Annotated in this window: 13 protein-coding genes; 12 read left to right on the top strand and 1 reads right to left on the bottom strand. The window is 33.3% G+C overall.

The window, feature by feature from the left end:
• The first annotated feature begins 67 nt into the window (after nt 1–67).
• The 4 genes from accD to pyk all read left to right on the top strand — a co-directional run bounded on the left by accD (nt 68) and on the right by pyk (nt 4,901).
• Nucleotides 68–934, top strand: coding sequence for an acetyl-CoA carboxylase, carboxyltransferase subunit beta (accD, locus tag BK821_RS10500; protein ID WP_046836687.1), 867 nt, complete (start codon nt 68–70; stop codon nt 932–934).
• Nucleotides 927–1,871: an acetyl-CoA carboxylase carboxyltransferase subunit alpha gene (locus tag BK821_RS10495; RefSeq protein WP_046836686.1), complete on the top strand. Its 945-nt coding sequence runs from the start codon at nt 927–929 to the stop codon at nt 1,869–1,871. The genes accD and BK821_RS10495 overlap by 8 nt, the downstream gene beginning before the upstream one ends.
• Before the next feature lie 280 nt (nt 1,872–2,151).
• Entirely contained in the window at nt 2,152–3,120 is a 969-nt protein-coding gene (gene pfkA / locus BK821_RS10490; protein WP_071331646.1) for a 6-phosphofructokinase, read from the top strand.
• Nucleotides 3,121–3,140: 20 nt separating this feature from the next.
• Nucleotides 3,141–4,901 carry a pyruvate kinase gene (pyk, locus tag BK821_RS10485; RefSeq protein WP_071331645.1) on the top strand — a complete coding sequence of 587 codons (1,761 nt, stop codon included), beginning with the start codon at nt 3,141–3,143 and terminating at the stop codon, nt 4,899–4,901.
• Between the two features lie 217 nt (nt 4,902–5,118).
• On the opposite strand, the gene BK821_RS10480 is transcribed toward pyk, so the two are convergent.
• On the bottom strand, nt 5,119–6,489 hold the full coding sequence (locus BK821_RS10480; protein WP_071331644.1) for an amino acid permease: 1,371 nt from the start codon (nt 6,487–6,489) through the stop codon (nt 5,119–5,121).
• Between the two features lie 352 nt (nt 6,490–6,841).
• Between BK821_RS10480 and BK821_RS10475 the strand changes: the two genes are divergently transcribed.
• From BK821_RS10475 to gap, 8 genes are all read left to right on the top strand, one after another.
• Complete coding sequence (locus tag BK821_RS10475) at nt 6,842–7,960, top strand: citrate synthase (RefSeq protein ID WP_046836682.1); 1,119 nt, start codon at nt 6,842–6,844, stop codon at nt 7,958–7,960.
• 112 nt (nt 7,961–8,072) lie between these two features.
• A complete protein-coding gene (gene icd / locus BK821_RS10470) occupies nt 8,073–9,338 on the top strand; it encodes an NADP-dependent isocitrate dehydrogenase (RefSeq protein ID WP_071331643.1) in 1,266 nt (421 codons plus the stop codon).
• Nucleotides 9,339–9,719: 381 nt separating this feature from the next.
• Nucleotides 9,720–10,430 carry a response regulator transcription factor gene (locus BK821_RS10465; protein ID WP_046836680.1) on the top strand — a complete coding sequence of 237 codons (711 nt, stop codon included), beginning with the start codon at nt 9,720–9,722 and terminating at the stop codon, nt 10,428–10,430.
• Nucleotides 10,430–12,130: a two-component system histidine kinase PnpS gene (gene pnpS / locus BK821_RS10460; protein WP_071331642.1), complete on the top strand. Its 1,701-nt coding sequence runs from the start codon at nt 10,430–10,432 to the stop codon at nt 12,128–12,130. Before BK821_RS10465 ends, pnpS begins: the two co-directional genes overlap by 1 nt.
• 196 nt (nt 12,131–12,326) lie before the next feature.
• Complete coding sequence (gene polA / locus BK821_RS10455) at nt 12,327–14,957, top strand: DNA polymerase I (RefSeq protein ID WP_046836678.1); 2,631 nt, start codon at nt 12,327–12,329, stop codon at nt 14,955–14,957.
• Nucleotides 14,958–14,972: 15 nt separating this feature from the next.
• Nucleotides 14,973–15,845 (top strand): bifunctional DNA-formamidopyrimidine glycosylase/DNA-(apurinic or apyrimidinic site) lyase, encoded by an 873-nt coding sequence (gene mutM / locus BK821_RS10450; RefSeq protein ID WP_071331641.1) that lies wholly within the window; start codon nt 14,973–14,975, stop codon nt 15,843–15,845.
• A gap of 16 nt (nt 15,846–15,861) precedes the next feature.
• Nucleotides 15,862–16,488, top strand: coding sequence for a dephospho-CoA kinase (gene coaE / locus BK821_RS10445; protein WP_069823854.1), 627 nt, complete (start codon nt 15,862–15,864; stop codon nt 16,486–16,488).
• 297 nt (nt 16,489–16,785) lie between these two features.
• Nucleotides 16,786–17,811: a type I glyceraldehyde-3-phosphate dehydrogenase gene (gap, locus tag BK821_RS10440; protein ID WP_046836675.1), complete on the top strand. Its 1,026-nt coding sequence runs from the start codon at nt 16,786–16,788 to the stop codon at nt 17,809–17,811.
• The last annotated feature ends 60 nt before the right edge of the window (nt 17,812–17,871 follow it).

Below are 17,871 nucleotides of genomic sequence, written 5' to 3'. Positions count from 1 at the left end.
CTAATCTCTATACACTTTAATGTTTAAGTAAAGGGAAAGATAGTGATGGTTATGTGGAGGTTTACCAATGTTTAAAGATTTTTTCAATAGAAGTAGTAAAAAGAAAAAGTACGTTACGGTATCTGATTCAAAACAAAGTGATGTCCCAGCAGGCATAATGACGAAATGTCCAAAATGTAAAAAAATCATGTATACCAAAGAATTGGCTGAAAATTTAAATGTTTGTTTTAATTGTGATCATCACATTGCGTTAACTGCATATAATCGTATTAATGCTATTTCTGATGAAGGCACATTTAAAGAATTTGATAAAGGAATGACCTCTGCGAATCCATTGGACTTTCCAAGTTATGAAGAAAAAATTCAAAAAGACCAACAAAAAACAAAACTTAATGAAGCTGTCGTTACTGGAACAGCCGAATTAGATGGCGTGCCTTATGGTGTTGCAGTTATGGATGCAAGGTTTAGAATGGGTAGTATGGGATCAGTGGTAGGAGAAAAAATTTGTAGAATTATTGAGCATTGTACAGATAACCGTTTACCATTCATACTATTCTCTGCCAGTGGTGGCGCAAGAATGCAAGAAGGTATCATTTCATTGATGCAAATGGGTAAAACAAGTGTATCATTGAAGAGGCATGCTGACGCAGGATTATTGTATATTTCATACATAACAAATCCTACCACAGGTGGTGTTTCTGCAAGTTTCGCATCTGTAGGTGATATCAACATCAGCGAACCGAAAGCTTTAATTGGTTTTGCTGGTAGACGTGTAATCGAACAGACAATCAATGAAAAATTACCAGAAGACTTCCAAACTGCAGAATTTTTATTAGAGCACGGACAATTAGATAAAGTAGTGCATAGAAAAGAAATGAAGACCACATTATCTAATTTTCTTAAAATGCATCAAGAGGTGAAAACGAATGCTTGATTTTGAAAAGCCACTTTTTGAAATAAAAAACAAAATTGAATCTTTAAAAGAATCACAGGAAAAAAATGATGTTGATTTACAAGAAGAAATTGATATGCTTGAAGCTTCATTAGCTCGGGAAACTGAAAAAATATATACTAATCTTAAGCCATGGGATCGTGTGCAATTAGCGCGATTACAAGAAAGACCAACGTTATTAGATTATATTCCACACATCTTTGATTCATTCATTGAACTACACGGGGATCGTAATTATCGTGATGATCCAGCAATGGTGGGCGGTATTGGTTATTTAAATGGGCATGCTGTAACGGTTGTTGGACAACAACGGGGTAAAGATACGAAAGATAATATTTATCGTAACTTTGGTATGGCTCATCCTGAAGGCTATAGAAAAGCAATTCGATTAATGAAGCAAGCTGAAAAATTCAATCGTCCAATTTTCACTTTTATTGATACTAAAGGTGCATATCCAGGTAAAGCGGCTGAAGAACGTGGGCAAAGCGAATCGATTGCTAGAAATTTAGTTGAAATGGCTTCACTTACAGTACCGGTGATTTCGATTGTCATTGGTGAAGGTGGTAGCGGTGGTGCATTAGGTTTAGGCATTACAAACCGCATACTTATGTTAGAAAATAGTACATATTCAGTTATTTCTCCTGAAGGTGCATCAGCATTATTATGGAAAGATAGTAACTTAGCTAAAATTGCTGCAGAAACAATGAAAATTACTGCAGAAGATTTACATGAATTAAAAATTGCAGATGAAGTAATTAAAGAACCATTAGGTGGCGCACATCACGATATTGCAATACAAGCACAAAGTATAAAAGCCACGTTTGAACGTCATTTATCAGAATTAAATAAATTAAGCGAGCAGCAACTAGTTGAAGATCGCTATAATAAATTTAGAGCTATTGGTGCTTATACTGAATAATTAGCATGTTTCCTCTACGTCTATCGATGTGGAGGATTTACTTTGCTATCATTCTTAAAATCGTTCTATCTGTTTAAGATTTAACAGATAAAGGTACATAAGTAATAGCATTTTGAATAGAGATACTGTCAAAATTAAGCAAACGCTTTCTATGTGAATATTAATCGAACGCTTATATTTAAAACGTTTACATTCATTCGCAAGCCTAATTTTAATGGCACCTCATTAGATTTTATGGTATTTTTAGAGTAAGAAATACAAGTTAGAAAGGTATGTCGTCATGAAAAAAATTGCAGTGTTGACAAGTGGTGGAGATTCACCAGGTATGAATGCAGCGGTAAGAGCTGTTGTTCGTAAAGCGATTTACAATAACATTGAAGTTTATGGTGTTTACCAAGGCTATCAAGGCTTATTAAACGATGATATTGAGAAGCTTGAACTTGGTTCTGTAGGTGATACTATCCAACGTGGCGGTACATTTTTATATTCAGCGAGATGTCCTGAATTTAAAGATCCAGACGTGCGTAAAAAAGGTATTGAAAACTTACGTAAAAGAGGTATCGAAGGTCTTGTAGTTATTGGTGGAGATGGTAGCTATAGAGGTGCTCAACGTATAAGTGAAGAATGTGTAGAAATCCAAACGATTGGTATTCCAGGAACAATTGATAATGATATCAATGGTTCTGATTTTACAATTGGTTTTGATACAGCATTAAATACAATTGTTGAATGTGTCGATAAAATTCGCGACACAGCGTCTAGTCATGCCCGAACATTCATTATTGAGGTTATGGGACGTGACTGTGGAGATTTAGCACTATGGGCGGGTCTGTCAGTAGGAGCAGAAACAATCATTGTTCCAGAAGTAGAAACAGACATCAAAGAAGTAGCAGAAAAAATCGACAGTGGTATAAAAAGAGGTAAAAAGCACTCTATTGTCATCGTTGCTGAAGGTTGTATGTCAGGAGAAGCTTGCGCCGCAGAATTGACTAAATACATTAATGTTGATGCACGTGTGACAGTACTTGGACATATTCAACGTGGTGGAAGTCCAAGTGGGGCAGATAGGGTACTTGCTTCACGATTAGGTGGTCACGCAGTCGATTTATTATTAAACGGAAAATCTGCAGTTGGTGTAGGTATTCGTAATAATGAATTAACTGATACGCCATTTGATGAAATCTTTAACTCGCATGAACATGAGTTTGATTTCAAAACATATGCATTAACGAACGAATTATCTATATAAAATACTGGGAGGCATTAATAATGAGAAAAACTAAAATTGTTTGTACTATAGGACCAGCGTCAGAATCAGAAGAAATGCTAGAAAAATTAATCAAAGCCGGAATGAACGTAGCGCGCTTAAACTTTTCACATGGTGATCATGCAGAGCATAAAGCGAGAATTGATACGATTCGTGAGGTTTCAAAAAAACTAGGTAAAACAGTAGCAATCTTACTTGATACTAAAGGTCCTGAAATCCGTACGCATAATATGAAAGACGGTGTAATTGAACTTGTAAAAGGTTCAGAAGTCATCGTGAGCATGACTGAAGTAGAAGGTACAACTGAAAAATTCTCAGTAACATATGATAATCTTATTAACGATGTTGAAGAAGGTTCATATATTTTATTAGATGATGGTCTAATTGAATTACAAGTTAAAAAAATTGATCAAGCAAATGGCGAAGTACTTTGCGATGTTTTAAACACTGGAGAATTAAAAAATAAAAAAGGTGTTAACTTACCAGGCGTTAAAGTGAGCTTGCCAGGTATTACTGAAAAAGATGCAAACGACATCAATTTTGGTATTAGTGTAGGCGTAGACTTCATTGCTGCTAGTTTCGTACGTCGCCCTAGCGATGTATTAGACATTCGTAAATTATTAGAAGCACAAAAAAATACAAACATTAGCATTATTCCAAAAATTGAAAACCAAGAAGGTATTGATAATATCAAAGAAATTCTTGAAGTTGCAGATGGATTAATGGTAGCTCGTGGTGACATGGGTGTTGAAATTCCACCAGAATCAGTACCAATGGTACAAAAAGATTTAATTAGACAATGTAATAAATTAGGTAAACCAGTTATTACTGCTACACAAATGCTTGATTCTATGCAACGTAACCCACGTCCTACACGTGCAGAAGCCAGTGATGTTGCCAATGCAATTTATGATGGTACTGATGCAGTTATGCTTTCAGGTGAAACGGCTGCTGGACAATACCCTGAAGAGGCAGTTAAAACAATGCGTAATATTGCGATTTCTGCTGAAGCAGCGCAAGATTATAAAAAATTATTATCTGACCGTACTAAATTAGTTGAAACGTCATTAGTGAATGCTATTGGGGTGTCTGTTGCACATACGGCATTAAACTTAAAAGTTAAAGCTATTGTTGCAGCTACAGAAAGTGGTTCAACTGCGCGTACGATTTCTAAATATCGTCCACAATCAGATATTATTGCTGTGACTCCAAGCTCAGAAACAGCACGTCAATGTGCATTAGTTTGGGGAATTCACCCAGTGGTCAAAGAAGGTCGTAAAACTACAGATGCATTATTAAATAATGCCGTAGCTACTGCTGTTGAAACTGAAAAAGTTCAAAATGGTGATTTAATCATTATCACTGCTGGTGTACCAACTGGTGAAAAAGGTACTACAAATATGATGAAATTACACCTTGTTGGAGATGAACTAGCAAAAGGTCAAGGTATTGGTAGAAACTCAGTAGTTGGCCATACTCTAGTTGTTAATGACGCGAGTGAATTAGAAGGTAAAGATTTATCTGGTTCAATCATTGTTACATCTTCTGTTGATGAATCTCTTGTACCATATATTGAAAAATCAATTGGTTTAATCACTGAAGAAAATGGTATTACTTCTCCAAGTGCGATCATAGGTTTAGAAAAAGGTATTCCTACAGTAGTTGGCGTTGAGAATGCTACAGCTGAAATTCAAAGTGATATATTAATCACAGTTGATGCTAATCAAGGTAAAATCTTCGAAGGTTATGCTAACGTACTTTAATAAAAATGGGTGTTATGAAATTGTAGAATGAAAATTCCATAATACTATATATGAAGTAAATTTGGGTGGTAACACCCAAGGTTCAGAAAAGACCTATCAAATTATTTAATTTGATAGGTCTTTTTGTATTTCAATATGCTTTAAGACAGAGCAATATAAAAAAACATCTATATTCATTGAAAAATTACAATGGATATAGATGTCTAAATAAAATTAATTAAAATTGTTTTTGTTGTTTACGTGCGGTTTTTTTAAAGCGTAAGTACATTATTGTAAGAATAACAAACCAAATCGGTGTTAAGAATACTGCGCGTCTTGTATCTATGTTAACGAATAATAAACAAAATACGAGTATAAAGAAAATCAATATAATATAACCCATATACTTGCCACCAAATAACTTAAATGTTGCGTTTTTATGTAATTCTGGGTTACGTCGATGATAATTAATATAAGCAATAGTAATCAATGCCCAAACAACGAGAAATAGTACAGTTGAAACGGTAGTAATGTACGTAAATACAAGTGAAGCGTTAGGTACAATATAGTTTAAAAGAGCAGCAATCATAAGCAATGCACATGAGAATAAAATTGCGATGTGCGGCACTCCGTTTTTATTTGTTTTAGTAAAAAGCGGTGATGCCTGTGCTTTGCTAGATAGTCCAAATAGCATTCGACTATTTGAAAAAATACCACTATTACATGATGATGCCGCGGCTGTTAACACTACAAAGTTAATAATACCTGCTGCAAAAGGTATACCAACCAGTGCAAATAATCTGACAAATGGACTTTCATCTGGGTTAATATCATTCCAAGGAATGATAGACATGATAACTGCCAGAGCACCGACATAAAATACTAATATTCTCAATGGAACACTATTTACGGCTTTTGGAATTGTGGTTAATGGATTCTTCGTTTCGCCTGCAGTGACGCCTATTAATTCGATACCTACGAATGAAAAGAGTGCCATTTGGAAGGACATAACGAAGCCACTGATACCTTTTGGAAAAATCCCATTGCTATATAGGTTAGTTAATGATGCATGGCCAAACTGTGTTTTGTAAGCCATAGCAATCATAATTGCACCCACTACAATTAAGGCGATGATAGTGACAATTTTAATAATTGAAAACCAAAACTCTAATTCCCCGAATAATTTAGCGCTTAATAAATTAAGTGACATTAATACTAAAACACAAAATAGTGCACTTAACCAATTAGGAACGTGTGGAAACCAAAAACTGACATATTTTGCAACGGCTGTTACTTCTGCCATACCTGTAATAATCCAACATAACCAATAAGTCCATCCAGTGACAAACCCTGCAAATGATCCAATATAAGCATTGGTTACATCTGCAAATGATTTGAAATTAGTGTTTGTAACGAGCAATTCTCCCAAGCCTCGCATAAACATAAATAGCATAAATCCAATTATTATATATGTAAGTAAAATAGAGGGGCCAGTTAATGCTATTGTTTGACCTGCGCCTAAGAATAATCCAGTACCAATTGCTCCCCCAATAGCAATAAGCTGAATATGACGATTACTTAGTTCTCTTTGTAACTGATTTTTAGCCATTAAAATAACTCCTTTATTAAGTTAATTATTATTATGCAATGTGATTTAAAATAACACAACTATTTTTTAAACATAGTAAATAATGATAAGTACAAAAATACATTAATAATTTGTTATTAAACTTGATAACCAATTAAAATGCTATAAAAATTGATGTGTGGTGAATTCCATATTAAAATAAAGATACGACAACCTATATGATTGTGGCGTTTATAAGGGCATATAAACAAATTATTATTTCTTATTCTTTTGGTAGGACAATAAATCTTAAAATATTCACAAAATAGTAAATATTGGATATAATGGTTATTGAAAGCCATTTCATAATGAAATAGAAAAGGGGAATTTATATATGGCAGAGTTACAAAAAGGTTTAGAAGGGGTAATTGCAGCTGAGACAAAAGTAAGTTCTATTATTGATAGTCAATTGACTTATGCAGGTTATGATATCGATGATTTGGCTCAGAATGCAGAATTTGAAGAAGTTATCTTTTTGTTATGGTACTATCGTTTACCAAACGAGGAAGAATTACAATCATTAAAAGATAAACTATATGAATATATGACATTAAATCCAAGGGTGTATAACCACTTTAAAGAATATGCGACAAGTAATGTCCATCCTATGACTGCATTAAGAACATCAGTTTCATATGTAGCACACTTTGATCCTCATGCTGAAGATGAAAATGACGATCAAACAATGGAAAGAGCGGTACGTATACAGGCGAAAATAGCTTCCCTTGTGACTGCATATGCAAGAGTAAGAGCAGGCAAAGAAGTTGTGAAGCCTAATAAAGATTTAAATTACGCTGGAAACTTCTTATATATGTTGAGAGGAGAGTTACCAACTGATATAGAGATCGAAGCTTTTAATAAGGCGCTCGTTCTACATGCAGACCATGAGTTAAATGCCTCAACATTTACAGCTAGATGTGCCGTATCATCTTTATCTGATATGTATTCTGGTATTGTAGCAGCTGTAGGTTCTTTAAAAGGACCATTGCATGGTGGCGCAAATGAACGTGTAATGAGCATGCTATCAGAAGTGAAATCAATCGATGAAGTAGATGCTTATATCGATAATAAAATTGAAAATAAAGAAAAAATTATGGGCTTTGGACATCGTGTATATAAAGATGGTGATCCGAGAGCGAAATACTTAAAAGAAATGAGTCGTAAAATCACAACCGAAACAGGACAAAGTCAACTGTTTGATATCTCGGTTAAGATTGCAGATAAAATGAAAAAAGAAAAAGGCTTAATCGCCAATGTTGATTTCTTTAGTGCAACAGTTTATCACAGTATGAATATTGATCATGATTTATTTACACCAATTTTTGCTGTAAGTAGAACATCTGGCTGGATAGCGCATATCTTAGAGCAATATAGAGATAACAGAATCATGCGTCCAAGAGCGCAATATATCGGTGAAACAAATAGAAAATATGAACCAGTTGAAGAAAGATAATTTGATTGTTACATTTAACTACCACTGCTGTTTTGTTCAGCAGTCTTTTGTTCAATCAAAATTTTTCTGAAAATATTAAATAAATAGAAATTAAAACACGGAGGTTTTTTACATGTCAGGTGAAAAAGTATTAAAAACAAATGAAGGTTTAACAGTTCCAAATAATCCAATTATCCCATTTATTATCGGTGACGGTATTGGTCCTGATATTTGGAAAGCAGCTAGTAGAGTGATAGATGCAGCTGTAGAAAAAGCATATAATGGCGAAAAGAAAATCGAATGGAAAGAAGTATTAGCTGGTCAAAAAGCATTCGACGAAACTGGCGAATGGTTACCACAAGAAACGTTAGATACAATTGATGAGTATCTAATTGCAATCAAAGGTCCATTAACAACTCCAATCGGTGGCGGTATTCGTTCACTCAATGTTGCTTTAAGACAAGAGTTAGATTTATTCACGTGTTTACGTCCTGTACGTTGGTTCCAAGGTGTGCCATCACCAGTTAAACGTCCTGAAGACACTGATATGGTTATTTTCCGTGAAAATACTGAAGATATCTATGCAGGTATTGAATTTAAAGAAGGTACACCAGAGGCTAAAAAAGTAGTTGATTTCTTACAAGATGAAATGGGCGCTAAGAATATTAGATTCCCTGAAACTTCTGGTATTGGTATTAAACCAGTATCTAAAGAAGGTACTGAACGTTTAGTACGTGCTGCAATTCAATATGCTATTGACAATAACCGTAAATCGTTAACGTTAGTGCATAAAGGTAATATCATGAAATTTACTGAAGGTGCATTTAAACAATGGGGTTATGATTTAGCTCATAACGAATTTGGTGATAAAGTATTTACTTGGCAACAATATGATAAAATTGTTGAAGAAGAAGGTAAAGAAAAAGCGAACGAAGTTCAAACACAAGCTGAAAATGATGGTAAAATTATTATTAAAGATTCAATTGCTGATATTTTCTTACAACAAATTTTAACACGTCCAGCGGATCATGATGTAGTTGCTACAATGAACTTAAATGGTGACTATGTATCTGATGCATTAGCAGCACAAGTCGGAGGAATTGGTATTGCTCCAGGTGCTAACATCAACTATGAAACAGGACATGCTATTTTTGAAGCAACGCATGGCACTGCACCAAAATATGCTGGTTTAAATAAAGTGAATCCATCTTCAGAAATTTTAAGTGCAGTATTAATGTTAGAACATTTAGGGTGGCAAGAAGCTGCAGACAGCATTACAGATTCAATTGAGAAAACAATTGCGTCTAAAGTTGTAACTTATGATTTTGCACGTTTAATGGACGGTGCTAAAGAAGTTTCGACATCAGAGTTTGCAGATGAATTAATTAAGAATATCTAAGTTAATTTTAACGATTGCATTAATATTTAATTTATACAATAGATGGCCTGATAATATTCATTAATGAATATTATCAGGCTTTTTTGTGAAACATGTTACCTTAATACACATACTTGTTTCAAATCATAGTATAGTGATGATTGTTCATAATATGAAATAAATGTTAAGATTCTATTAACTTGTAATTTTCAGAATTTGCTGATAAAAGTTAAAAATAGCGCAATAGATTGTTTATAGCACAATCATATGGACTTTATAACACCCCAACTATTTAATCTACATTGCGTATTGTTAAGTTTATGTAAAAATATTTTAAACTATGTTATTTTTATTAAAATTTAAGTTATAATTAATTTGTAAACACAAATATGGAGGGACACTATGTCACAAAAAGTACTTGTAGTAGATGATGAACAATCGATCGTAACCTTGTTAAAATATAATTTAGAACAAGCGGGATACATAGTAGAAGTTGCTTATGATGGAGAAGAAGCATTGGATAAGGTTAATACTACAAATCCAGAATTAGTCGTATTAGATGTTATGCTCCCTAAAAAAGATGGTATTGAAGTATGTAAGACAATTCGTTCAGATAAAAATCTTGTGCCTATTCTCATGTTAACAGCTAAAGATGATGAATTTGATCGAGTACTTGGGCTTGAGTTAGGCGCTGATGACTACATGACTAAGCCATTTTCGCCAAGAGAAGTTGTGGCACGAGTGAAAGCTATTTTAAGAAGATCAGCAATGATTAATGAAGCTATTACTATTGAGAATGATGATGCGGATATTATTATTGGATCAATTAGAATTAGACCCGAGTATTTTGAAGTGTATAAAGAAGATGAACTATTAGAACTCACACCAAAAGAATTTGAATTGTTATTATATCTTATTGAAAGGCAAGGTAGAGTTATTACTCGAGAACATATGTTGAATTCAGTTTGGAATTATGAATTTGCAGGTGATTCGAGAATCGTAGACGTACATATTAGTCATTTAAGAGATAAATTAGAAGAAAATCCTAAACAGCCTAAACTCATTAAAACAGTACGTGGACTAGGCTATAAATTGGAAAGACCGAAAGTTTAATGCTGAAGTTTCACCAGAGACTCTTATTACTATTATGTACGATTGTTATTGTCAGCTTTTTAGCTTTAGGTACCATTATTACACATGTCATTTATAATACAGTGACTATCAGTCAGCAAGGTGATTTAGAACATCGAGCAGATCATATCGTTAGTTTGTATAAACATGGTAAAAAATCTGAAATAAGAAATATCGCCAAAAATGAGAAATTAAGTGTAATGCTTAAAGAAAATAATGGTGTTTTATTTTCCACTCAAAAGGGAGTGCCGGTCAATAACAATATTAAAAATACAGCTAATCCTTCTAATCTCATTTATGATAAAGAGGGAAATGACCATCGATTTACATTTCGAACATCTATCGATGACACACATGTTTTCATAAGTGGCATCAATAATGATATCTTAAATTTACAAGTTCAGATATGGAAATACACAGCTTTAATTGGCTTATTTGTGCTCATCATTATTTTTTGTATAGTTCGTAGTATTAATCGTACGTATATAAGACCTATAAATGAAGTGACGTATGCTACAAATTTGTTGGCTGAGGGATATTACCATGTGAGAGTGCCTGAAAGTAACGTCAAGGAAACAAGAGAACTATTTGTAACCACAAATGAGCTTGCACGTAAACTACAGTTACTGAATCATAAACAAAAATTACAGTCTAATCGCTTGAAAACAACAGTTGAAAATATACCGAGTTCTATTCTAATGATAGATAAGTATGGTGAAATCGTTGTGGCCAATAAAGCTTATTATGAAGTTTTTACGCCTGATGAAGCTGTTGAACATAAAAGTTATGTTGATTTCATTGATGAAAAGATTCAAAAGCTAATTACAGAATCTTTCAAAATGGAAAAACCAATATATGATCAAATTGAAATAATGATAAATCAAGTACATCAAAAGTATTTTGATACTGCATGTGTGCCAATTCTGTCTAAGACAAAGAAAAACTTATACGGAATGGTTATTGTTTTACATGATATTACTAATTTAAAGAAATTGGAAAACTTACGTAGAGAGTTTGTTGCGAATGTGTCTCATGAATTAAAAACACCAATTACATCAATTAAAGGGTTTGCTGAAACATTGTTAGATGGTGCGAAAAATGATGAACAGACATTAAATGATTTCTTAAATATTATTTCTAAGGAATCCGATCGAATTGAAACATTAGTATTTGATTTGTTGGATTTATCTCATGTAGAACAACAAACTGAAATAGAAACAGCGTACGTAAGTCTTTCTGAAATAGCTGAAACGACCATACAAAATTTATCAACGATTGCTGACAGTAAAGACATAACGATTGTCGATGAAATTCATCCTAATATTGTTATTGACGCCAATAAAGATAAAGTTGCACAAGTGGCATTAAACTTACTTTCTAATGCAATTAGTTATTCAAAACCTTCGAGTAAAGTCATTGTTCGAGTATATAAAGAAGCTAATAAGAGAATGTTAGAAGTACAAGATTTTGGAATAGGTATAAGCGAAGAGGACCAAAAACATATTTTTGAACGATTTTATAGAGTAGATAAAGCCAGAAGTAGGGATTCTGGAGGTACTGGTTTAGGTTTATCTATTACTAAACACATCATGGAAGCACATCATGGTAAAATAAACGTGTTTAGCCAGTCGAATGAAGGTTCTACGTTTAGAGTTACATTTTATGAGACAACTAAAATGTAGTATAATAAATTAACAGATGGTCGATCTAATTTCACAGTTGTGTAATTAGATCGACTTTTTCATATGCCATCTAATGTAAATATGAATGAACATTGATAAACAATTATTTTCATATAATGATATACGACGTATCGATACAGATGTAGTGATTATTTGTGATAAAATGAAATATAAATATGTGTTGGAGGTTAAACTATTGAATAAATTAATCTTAATTGATGGTAACAGCTTAAGTTTTAGAGCTTTTTATGCCTTACCATTATTACAAAATAAAGCAGGTATCCATACGAATGCAGTATATGGTTTTGCTATGCTACTTGAAAAAATTATAAAAGAAGAACAACCTACACATTTCTTAGTTGCATTTGATGCAGGAAAAACAACATTTAGACATGACACTTATGGTGAATATAAAGGTGGACGTCAGACAACACCACCAGAGTTAAGCGAACAATTCCCGTATGTTAGACAGTTATTAGATGCCTATCAAATCAAACGTTATGAATTAGATAATTATGAAGCTGATGATATTATTGGTACTTTAAGTAAAGCAGCAAACGATGAACAATTCCAAACAATTATTGTCACTGGAGATCGTGATTTAACACAATTAGCTACAGAAGATGTGACGATATATTATACGAAAAAAGGTGTTACAGATGTCGATCACTATACACCTCAATTTATTTCTGAGAAATATGATGGATTAGTTCCTGAACAAATTATTGATATGAAAGGGCTAATGGGTGACACTTCAGATAATATTCCTGGTGTAGCTGGTGTCGGTGAAAAGACAGCTATAAAATTATTGAAACAATTTACGACTGTAGAAAATGTTTATGAACATTTAGATGAAGTGTCTGGTAAGAAATTAAAAGAAAAACTTGAAAATAGTAAAGATGATGCGTTAATGAGTAAGAAACTCGCAACGATTAATTGCGAAAGCCCGATTGAAGTTTCTTTAAAAGATACTAAACTTCCAGAAAACCCAGATATTAGTGAAAAAATAGAATTATTTAAAAAATTAGAGTTCAAACAATTGTTAGACCAAATTGATATTAATGGAGATAATACTACTACCGAAGAAAAAGAGATGAATGTAACGACTGATTTTACAAACATAGATTTTACAGATTTGAAATCTGCGATTGTACATTTTGAATTAGATGGCTCTAATTATTTAAAAGATGATATATTAAAATTTGCTTTGTATGATGGTATCCACCACGTTGTTATTGATGCTCAAGACATTCATAAGTATGAACAGCTTATTGAATGGTTGGAAAATGAGCAAACAGAAAAAATAGTTTATGATGCAAAGAAATCATACGTGGTGGCACATAGATTGGATATTAATATAAAAAACATTGAATTTGATATCATGCTAGCAAGTTATATTATCGATCCTTCTCGAAATATTGATGATGTGCATTCGGTGGTGACGAATTTTGGTCAACACTTTGTGCAACAAAGTGTTGCTGTATACGGTAAAGGCAAGAAGAGACAAGTGCCTGAAGATGAAATACTCAATCATTACATTGCAACAATCATAGAAGCGATAAGTGAGTCGCAATCTATCATGAAAGATTACTTAGAAGAATACAACCAAACGGATTTATTGTATGATTTAGAATTACCATTAGCACGTATTTTAAGTCAAATGGAAGAAATTGGTATTTACACAGATGCGAAAGATCTTCAAGAAATGGAAAAAGAAATTCAAAGTAAATTAGATGTATTGGTAGATAACATTTATCAATCTGCTGGAGCATCATTTAATATTAACTCTCCTAAACAACTAGGCGTTGTCTTATTTGAAACGCTAGAGTTACCAGTGATAAAAAAGACGAAAACAGGCTATTCGACAGCAGTGGATGTTTTAGAACAGTTACAAGGTGAACATCCAATCATTGAATATATATTAGAATATCGTCAACTTGCTAAATTACAATCGACCTATGTAGAAGGTTTGCAAAAGGTTATAAGCAAAGATAATAGAATTCATACTCGGTTTAATCAAACGCTTGCGCAAACAGGTAGGTTATCTTCTATAGATCCAAACTTGCAAAATATACCTATTCGCTTAGAAGAAGGTAGGAAAATTAGAAAAGCTTTTAAATCTACTGATGAAAATAACGTTATTTTCTCAGCCGACTATTCACAAATTGAATTAAGAGTATTGGCACATATTACGCAGGATGAAAGTATGAAACAAGCATTTATTAATGATGAAGATATTCATACCGCTACAGCAATGAAGGTGTTTGAAGTTCCTGCTAATGAAGTAGATAGTGTTATGCGTAGACAAGCAAAAGCTGTTAACTTTGGAATTGTATATGGTATTAGTGATTACGGTTTGAGCCAAAGCTTAGGTATTACACGTAAGCAAGCGAAAAAATTTATTGATGATTACTTAAATAGTTTCCCAGGCGTGAAACAATATATGGAAGATGTTGTAAAAGACTGTAAAGCTCAAGGTTATGTTGAAACACTATTACATCGTCGTAGATATATTCCTGATATCACAAGTAGAAACTTTAACTTAAGGGGTTTTGCAGAAAGAACAGCAATGAATACACCTATTCAAGGTAGCGCAGCAGATATTATTAAATTAGCAATGGTTAACTTTGCAAACGAGGTTAAGCATACAGAATTCCATGCTAAGCTATTATTACAAGTACATGATGAATTAATATTTGAAATACCTAAAGAAGAAGTAGAAGCGTTTGGAGAGTTCATAGAAGATATTATGGACAATGCGCTAAAATTAGATGTACCATTGAAAGTTGAGTCCAGTTATGGTCAAACTTGGTATGATGCAAAATAGAAAGAAGGTATAAGTGTGCCTGAATTACCAGAAGTAGAACATGTTAAAAGAGGCATTCAACCGTTTGTTCAAGGTCAAACAATTGAATCAGTAGTCTTTTCCGATAAAGTGAAAGAAGGAAAAGCAGCCAATAAAGAAACAATTATTAAAGGTTTAGCGTTAGATACATTTCAACATCTTACAGAAGATTTTGTAATAAAGGATATAGAAAGAAGAAGCAAGTATATTGTTTTCTACTTACAACATGGAGACGAAGAAAGGATTTTAATCAGTCATTTAGGGATGGCTGGTGGTTTCTTTGTGGTTGACAGCATAGAGGATATTAGTGTGCCAAATTACCGTAAACACTGGCATGTTATTTTTAAATTAAATAACGGAAAATTACTTGTTTACTCTGATATACGAAGATTTGGAGAAATAAGAAATGTGCCTTCATTTGAGGCATATCCCTCATTTTTAGAAATTGCGCCAGAACCATTTACTGAAGCAGCTATGCCTCATTATTTATCTTGGTTTGGCAAAAAACTATATCAAAATAAACCAATTAAACAAATGATTTTAGATCATAGAGTGATATCGGGTTGTGGGAATATATATGCATGTGAAGCCCTATTTAGAGCGGGTATTCATCCTGCTAGACTATCCAAAGATTTGAAACATCAAGAGCGAGAAATGTTATTTTATTATGTTCGAGAAGTACTTGAAGCGGGTATAAAATACGGTGGCACAAGCATATCTGATTATCTACATGCGGATGGTAGTAAAGGATCTATGCAATTGCATTTGAATGTATATAAACAAAAGGTATGTAAAGTTTGTGGAAATGATATTGAAACACAAGTAATTGCTACAAGAAATAGTCATTTCTGCGCTACATGTCAAAAATAAAGGATGAGTGAAAATTATGCCAAAAGTTATAGGACTAACTGGTGGTATCGCATCAGGTAAATCAACTGTATCTGAATTGTTAACAGCACATGGCTTCAAAGTAGTTGATGCAGATGTTGCAGCACGACAAGCGGTAGCAAAAGGTACGAAAGGTTTAGAACAGGTGAAAGCTGTATTTGGTGAAGCAGCGATTGATAAAGATGGAAATATGGATCGTGCGTATGTAGGAGACGTTATTTTTAACCATCCGGAAAAAAGATTAGAGTTAAATGAAATCGTACATCCAATTGTCCATGATATCATGCAACAAGAAAAAGAAGATTACCTCAAACAAGGTTTTAATGTGATTATGGATATTCCATTATTATTTGAAAATGAATTGCAAGATACGGTCGATGAAGTATGGTTAGTCTATACTTCTGAAAGTATTCAAATTGAAAGATTGATGGAACGAAATGATTTATCTATGGAAGACGCTAAAGCACGTGTATATAGTCAAATATCCATTGATAAAAAACGCAGAATGGCTGACCATGAGATAGATAATCGTGATACAAAATTAGAACTAAAGCAAAATTTAGAACAGTTACTAGTTGAAGAAGGTTACATTGATAATGATACGGATACCGAGGAAGTAGAGTAAGTTTGAATATAACGATAACCTCAACTTCATGATTAGTATTTTCTATAAATATAATTAAACAATCTAGTCATTGACTTAATTACACAAGCCCATTCCATTTGCGTCTGCATTGGAGTGGGCTTGTGATTTTTTTTCTGTAAATCGGTGAGGGAAGCAAAGTTAGAAATGTATGGTGACTCAGGATATTTCGGTTGAAAAAGAAAAAGTGAATAACGTTTGAGAAAACGCTTTCTTAATCTGCGGTTTATGTTATACTATTTTCATAAAGTATAACACATAGACAAGGGGTGCTTTCAAATGACGACAAATATTGCAATTAATGGCATGGGAAGAATAGGTAGAATGGTATTGAGAATCGCGCTGAAAAATGAAGATTTAAATGTAGTAGCGATTAATGCGAGTTATCCACCTGAAACCATTGCCCATCTTATTAATTATGATACTACGCATGGTGCATACGATTTAAAAGTAGAACCCACTGAAAATGGTATCAAAGTTAATCAACAAGAAATAAAATTAGTATCTGACAGAAATCCAGAACATTTACCATGGCAATCGCTAGGGATAGATGTAGTAATTGAAGCGACAGGTAAATTTAATCATGGAGATAAAGCTGAAGCACACATTGCAGCAGGTGCTAAAAAAGTATTGTTAACTGGGCCATCTAAGGGTGGACATGTACAAATGATAGTGAAAGGAGTTAATGATGATCGTTTAGATATAGAAAATTATGATATTTTTAGTAATGCGTCATGTACTACCAATTGTATAGGACCAGTTGCTAAAGTATTAAATGATCGATTTGGTATTCAAAACGGTTTGATGACTACAGTACATGCGATTACAAATGATCAAAATAATATAGATAACCCACATAAAGATTTGAGACGTGCGCGTTCTTGTAATGAAAGCATTATACCAACTTCCACTGGCGCAGCGAAAGCGCTTAAAGAAGTGTTGCCGGAGTTAGAAGGCAAATTGCATGGTATGGCATTACGTGTACCAACTAAAAATGTGTCGTTAGTTGATTTAGTGGTTGATTTAGATACAGATGTTACAGTGGATCAAGTTAATCAAGCGTTTAAAGACCACGACTTAAACGGAGTTATTTCCACAGAAGATGCACCACTTGTATCGATGGATTATAACACAAACCCTCATTCAGCTATCATTGATACACAAAGTACAATGGTAATGGGAGAAAACAAAGTGAAGATTATCGCTTGGTACGATAATGAATGGGGTTACTCTAATAGAGTAGTAGAAGTGGCAGCATATATTGGACAATTATTGAAAAATGATATTGCAGCTGTAGTAAATTAACTTGTTTGAATGTCAAAAGATACTATAAGAATTGTAGTGATATATAAAATAATCTAAATA

The organism is Staphylococcus sp. LCT-H4, from assembly GCF_001866145.1.
GTDB lineage: Bacteria > Bacillota > Bacilli > Staphylococcales > Staphylococcaceae > Staphylococcus > Staphylococcus succinus.
The sequence above is the reverse complement of the archived record's forward strand: the minus strand, read 5'-3'. Positions and strand labels throughout refer to the sequence as shown.

Coding starts and splice junctions, on each gene's coding strand:
- coaE (WP_069823854.1), top strand. CDS start 15,862: ATGCCAAAAGTTATAGGACTAACTGGTGGTATCGCATCAGGTAAATCA.
- pyk (WP_071331645.1), top strand. CDS start 3,141: ATGAGAAAAACTAAAATTGTTTGTACTATAGGACCAGCGTCAGAATCA.
- gap (WP_046836675.1), top strand. CDS start 16,786: ATGACGACAAATATTGCAATTAATGGCATGGGAAGAATAGGTAGAATG.
- pnpS (WP_071331642.1), top strand. CDS start 10,430: ATGCTGAAGTTTCACCAGAGACTCTTATTACTATTATGTACGATTGTT.
- BK821_RS10465 (WP_046836680.1), top strand. CDS start 9,720: ATGTCACAAAAAGTACTTGTAGTAGATGATGAACAATCGATCGTAACC.
- BK821_RS10495 (WP_046836686.1), top strand. CDS start 927: ATGCTTGATTTTGAAAAGCCACTTTTTGAAATAAAAAACAAAATTGAA.
- accD (WP_046836687.1), top strand. CDS start 68: ATGTTTAAAGATTTTTTCAATAGAAGTAGTAAAAAGAAAAAGTACGTT.
- BK821_RS10475 (WP_046836682.1), top strand. CDS start 6,842: ATGGCAGAGTTACAAAAAGGTTTAGAAGGGGTAATTGCAGCTGAGACA.
- pfkA (WP_071331646.1), top strand. CDS start 2,152: ATGAAAAAAATTGCAGTGTTGACAAGTGGTGGAGATTCACCAGGTATG.
- BK821_RS10480 (WP_071331644.1), bottom strand. CDS start 6,489: ATGGCTAAAAATCAGTTACAAAGAGAACTAAGTAATCGTCATATTCAG.
- icd (WP_071331643.1), top strand. CDS start 8,073: ATGTCAGGTGAAAAAGTATTAAAAACAAATGAAGGTTTAACAGTTCCA.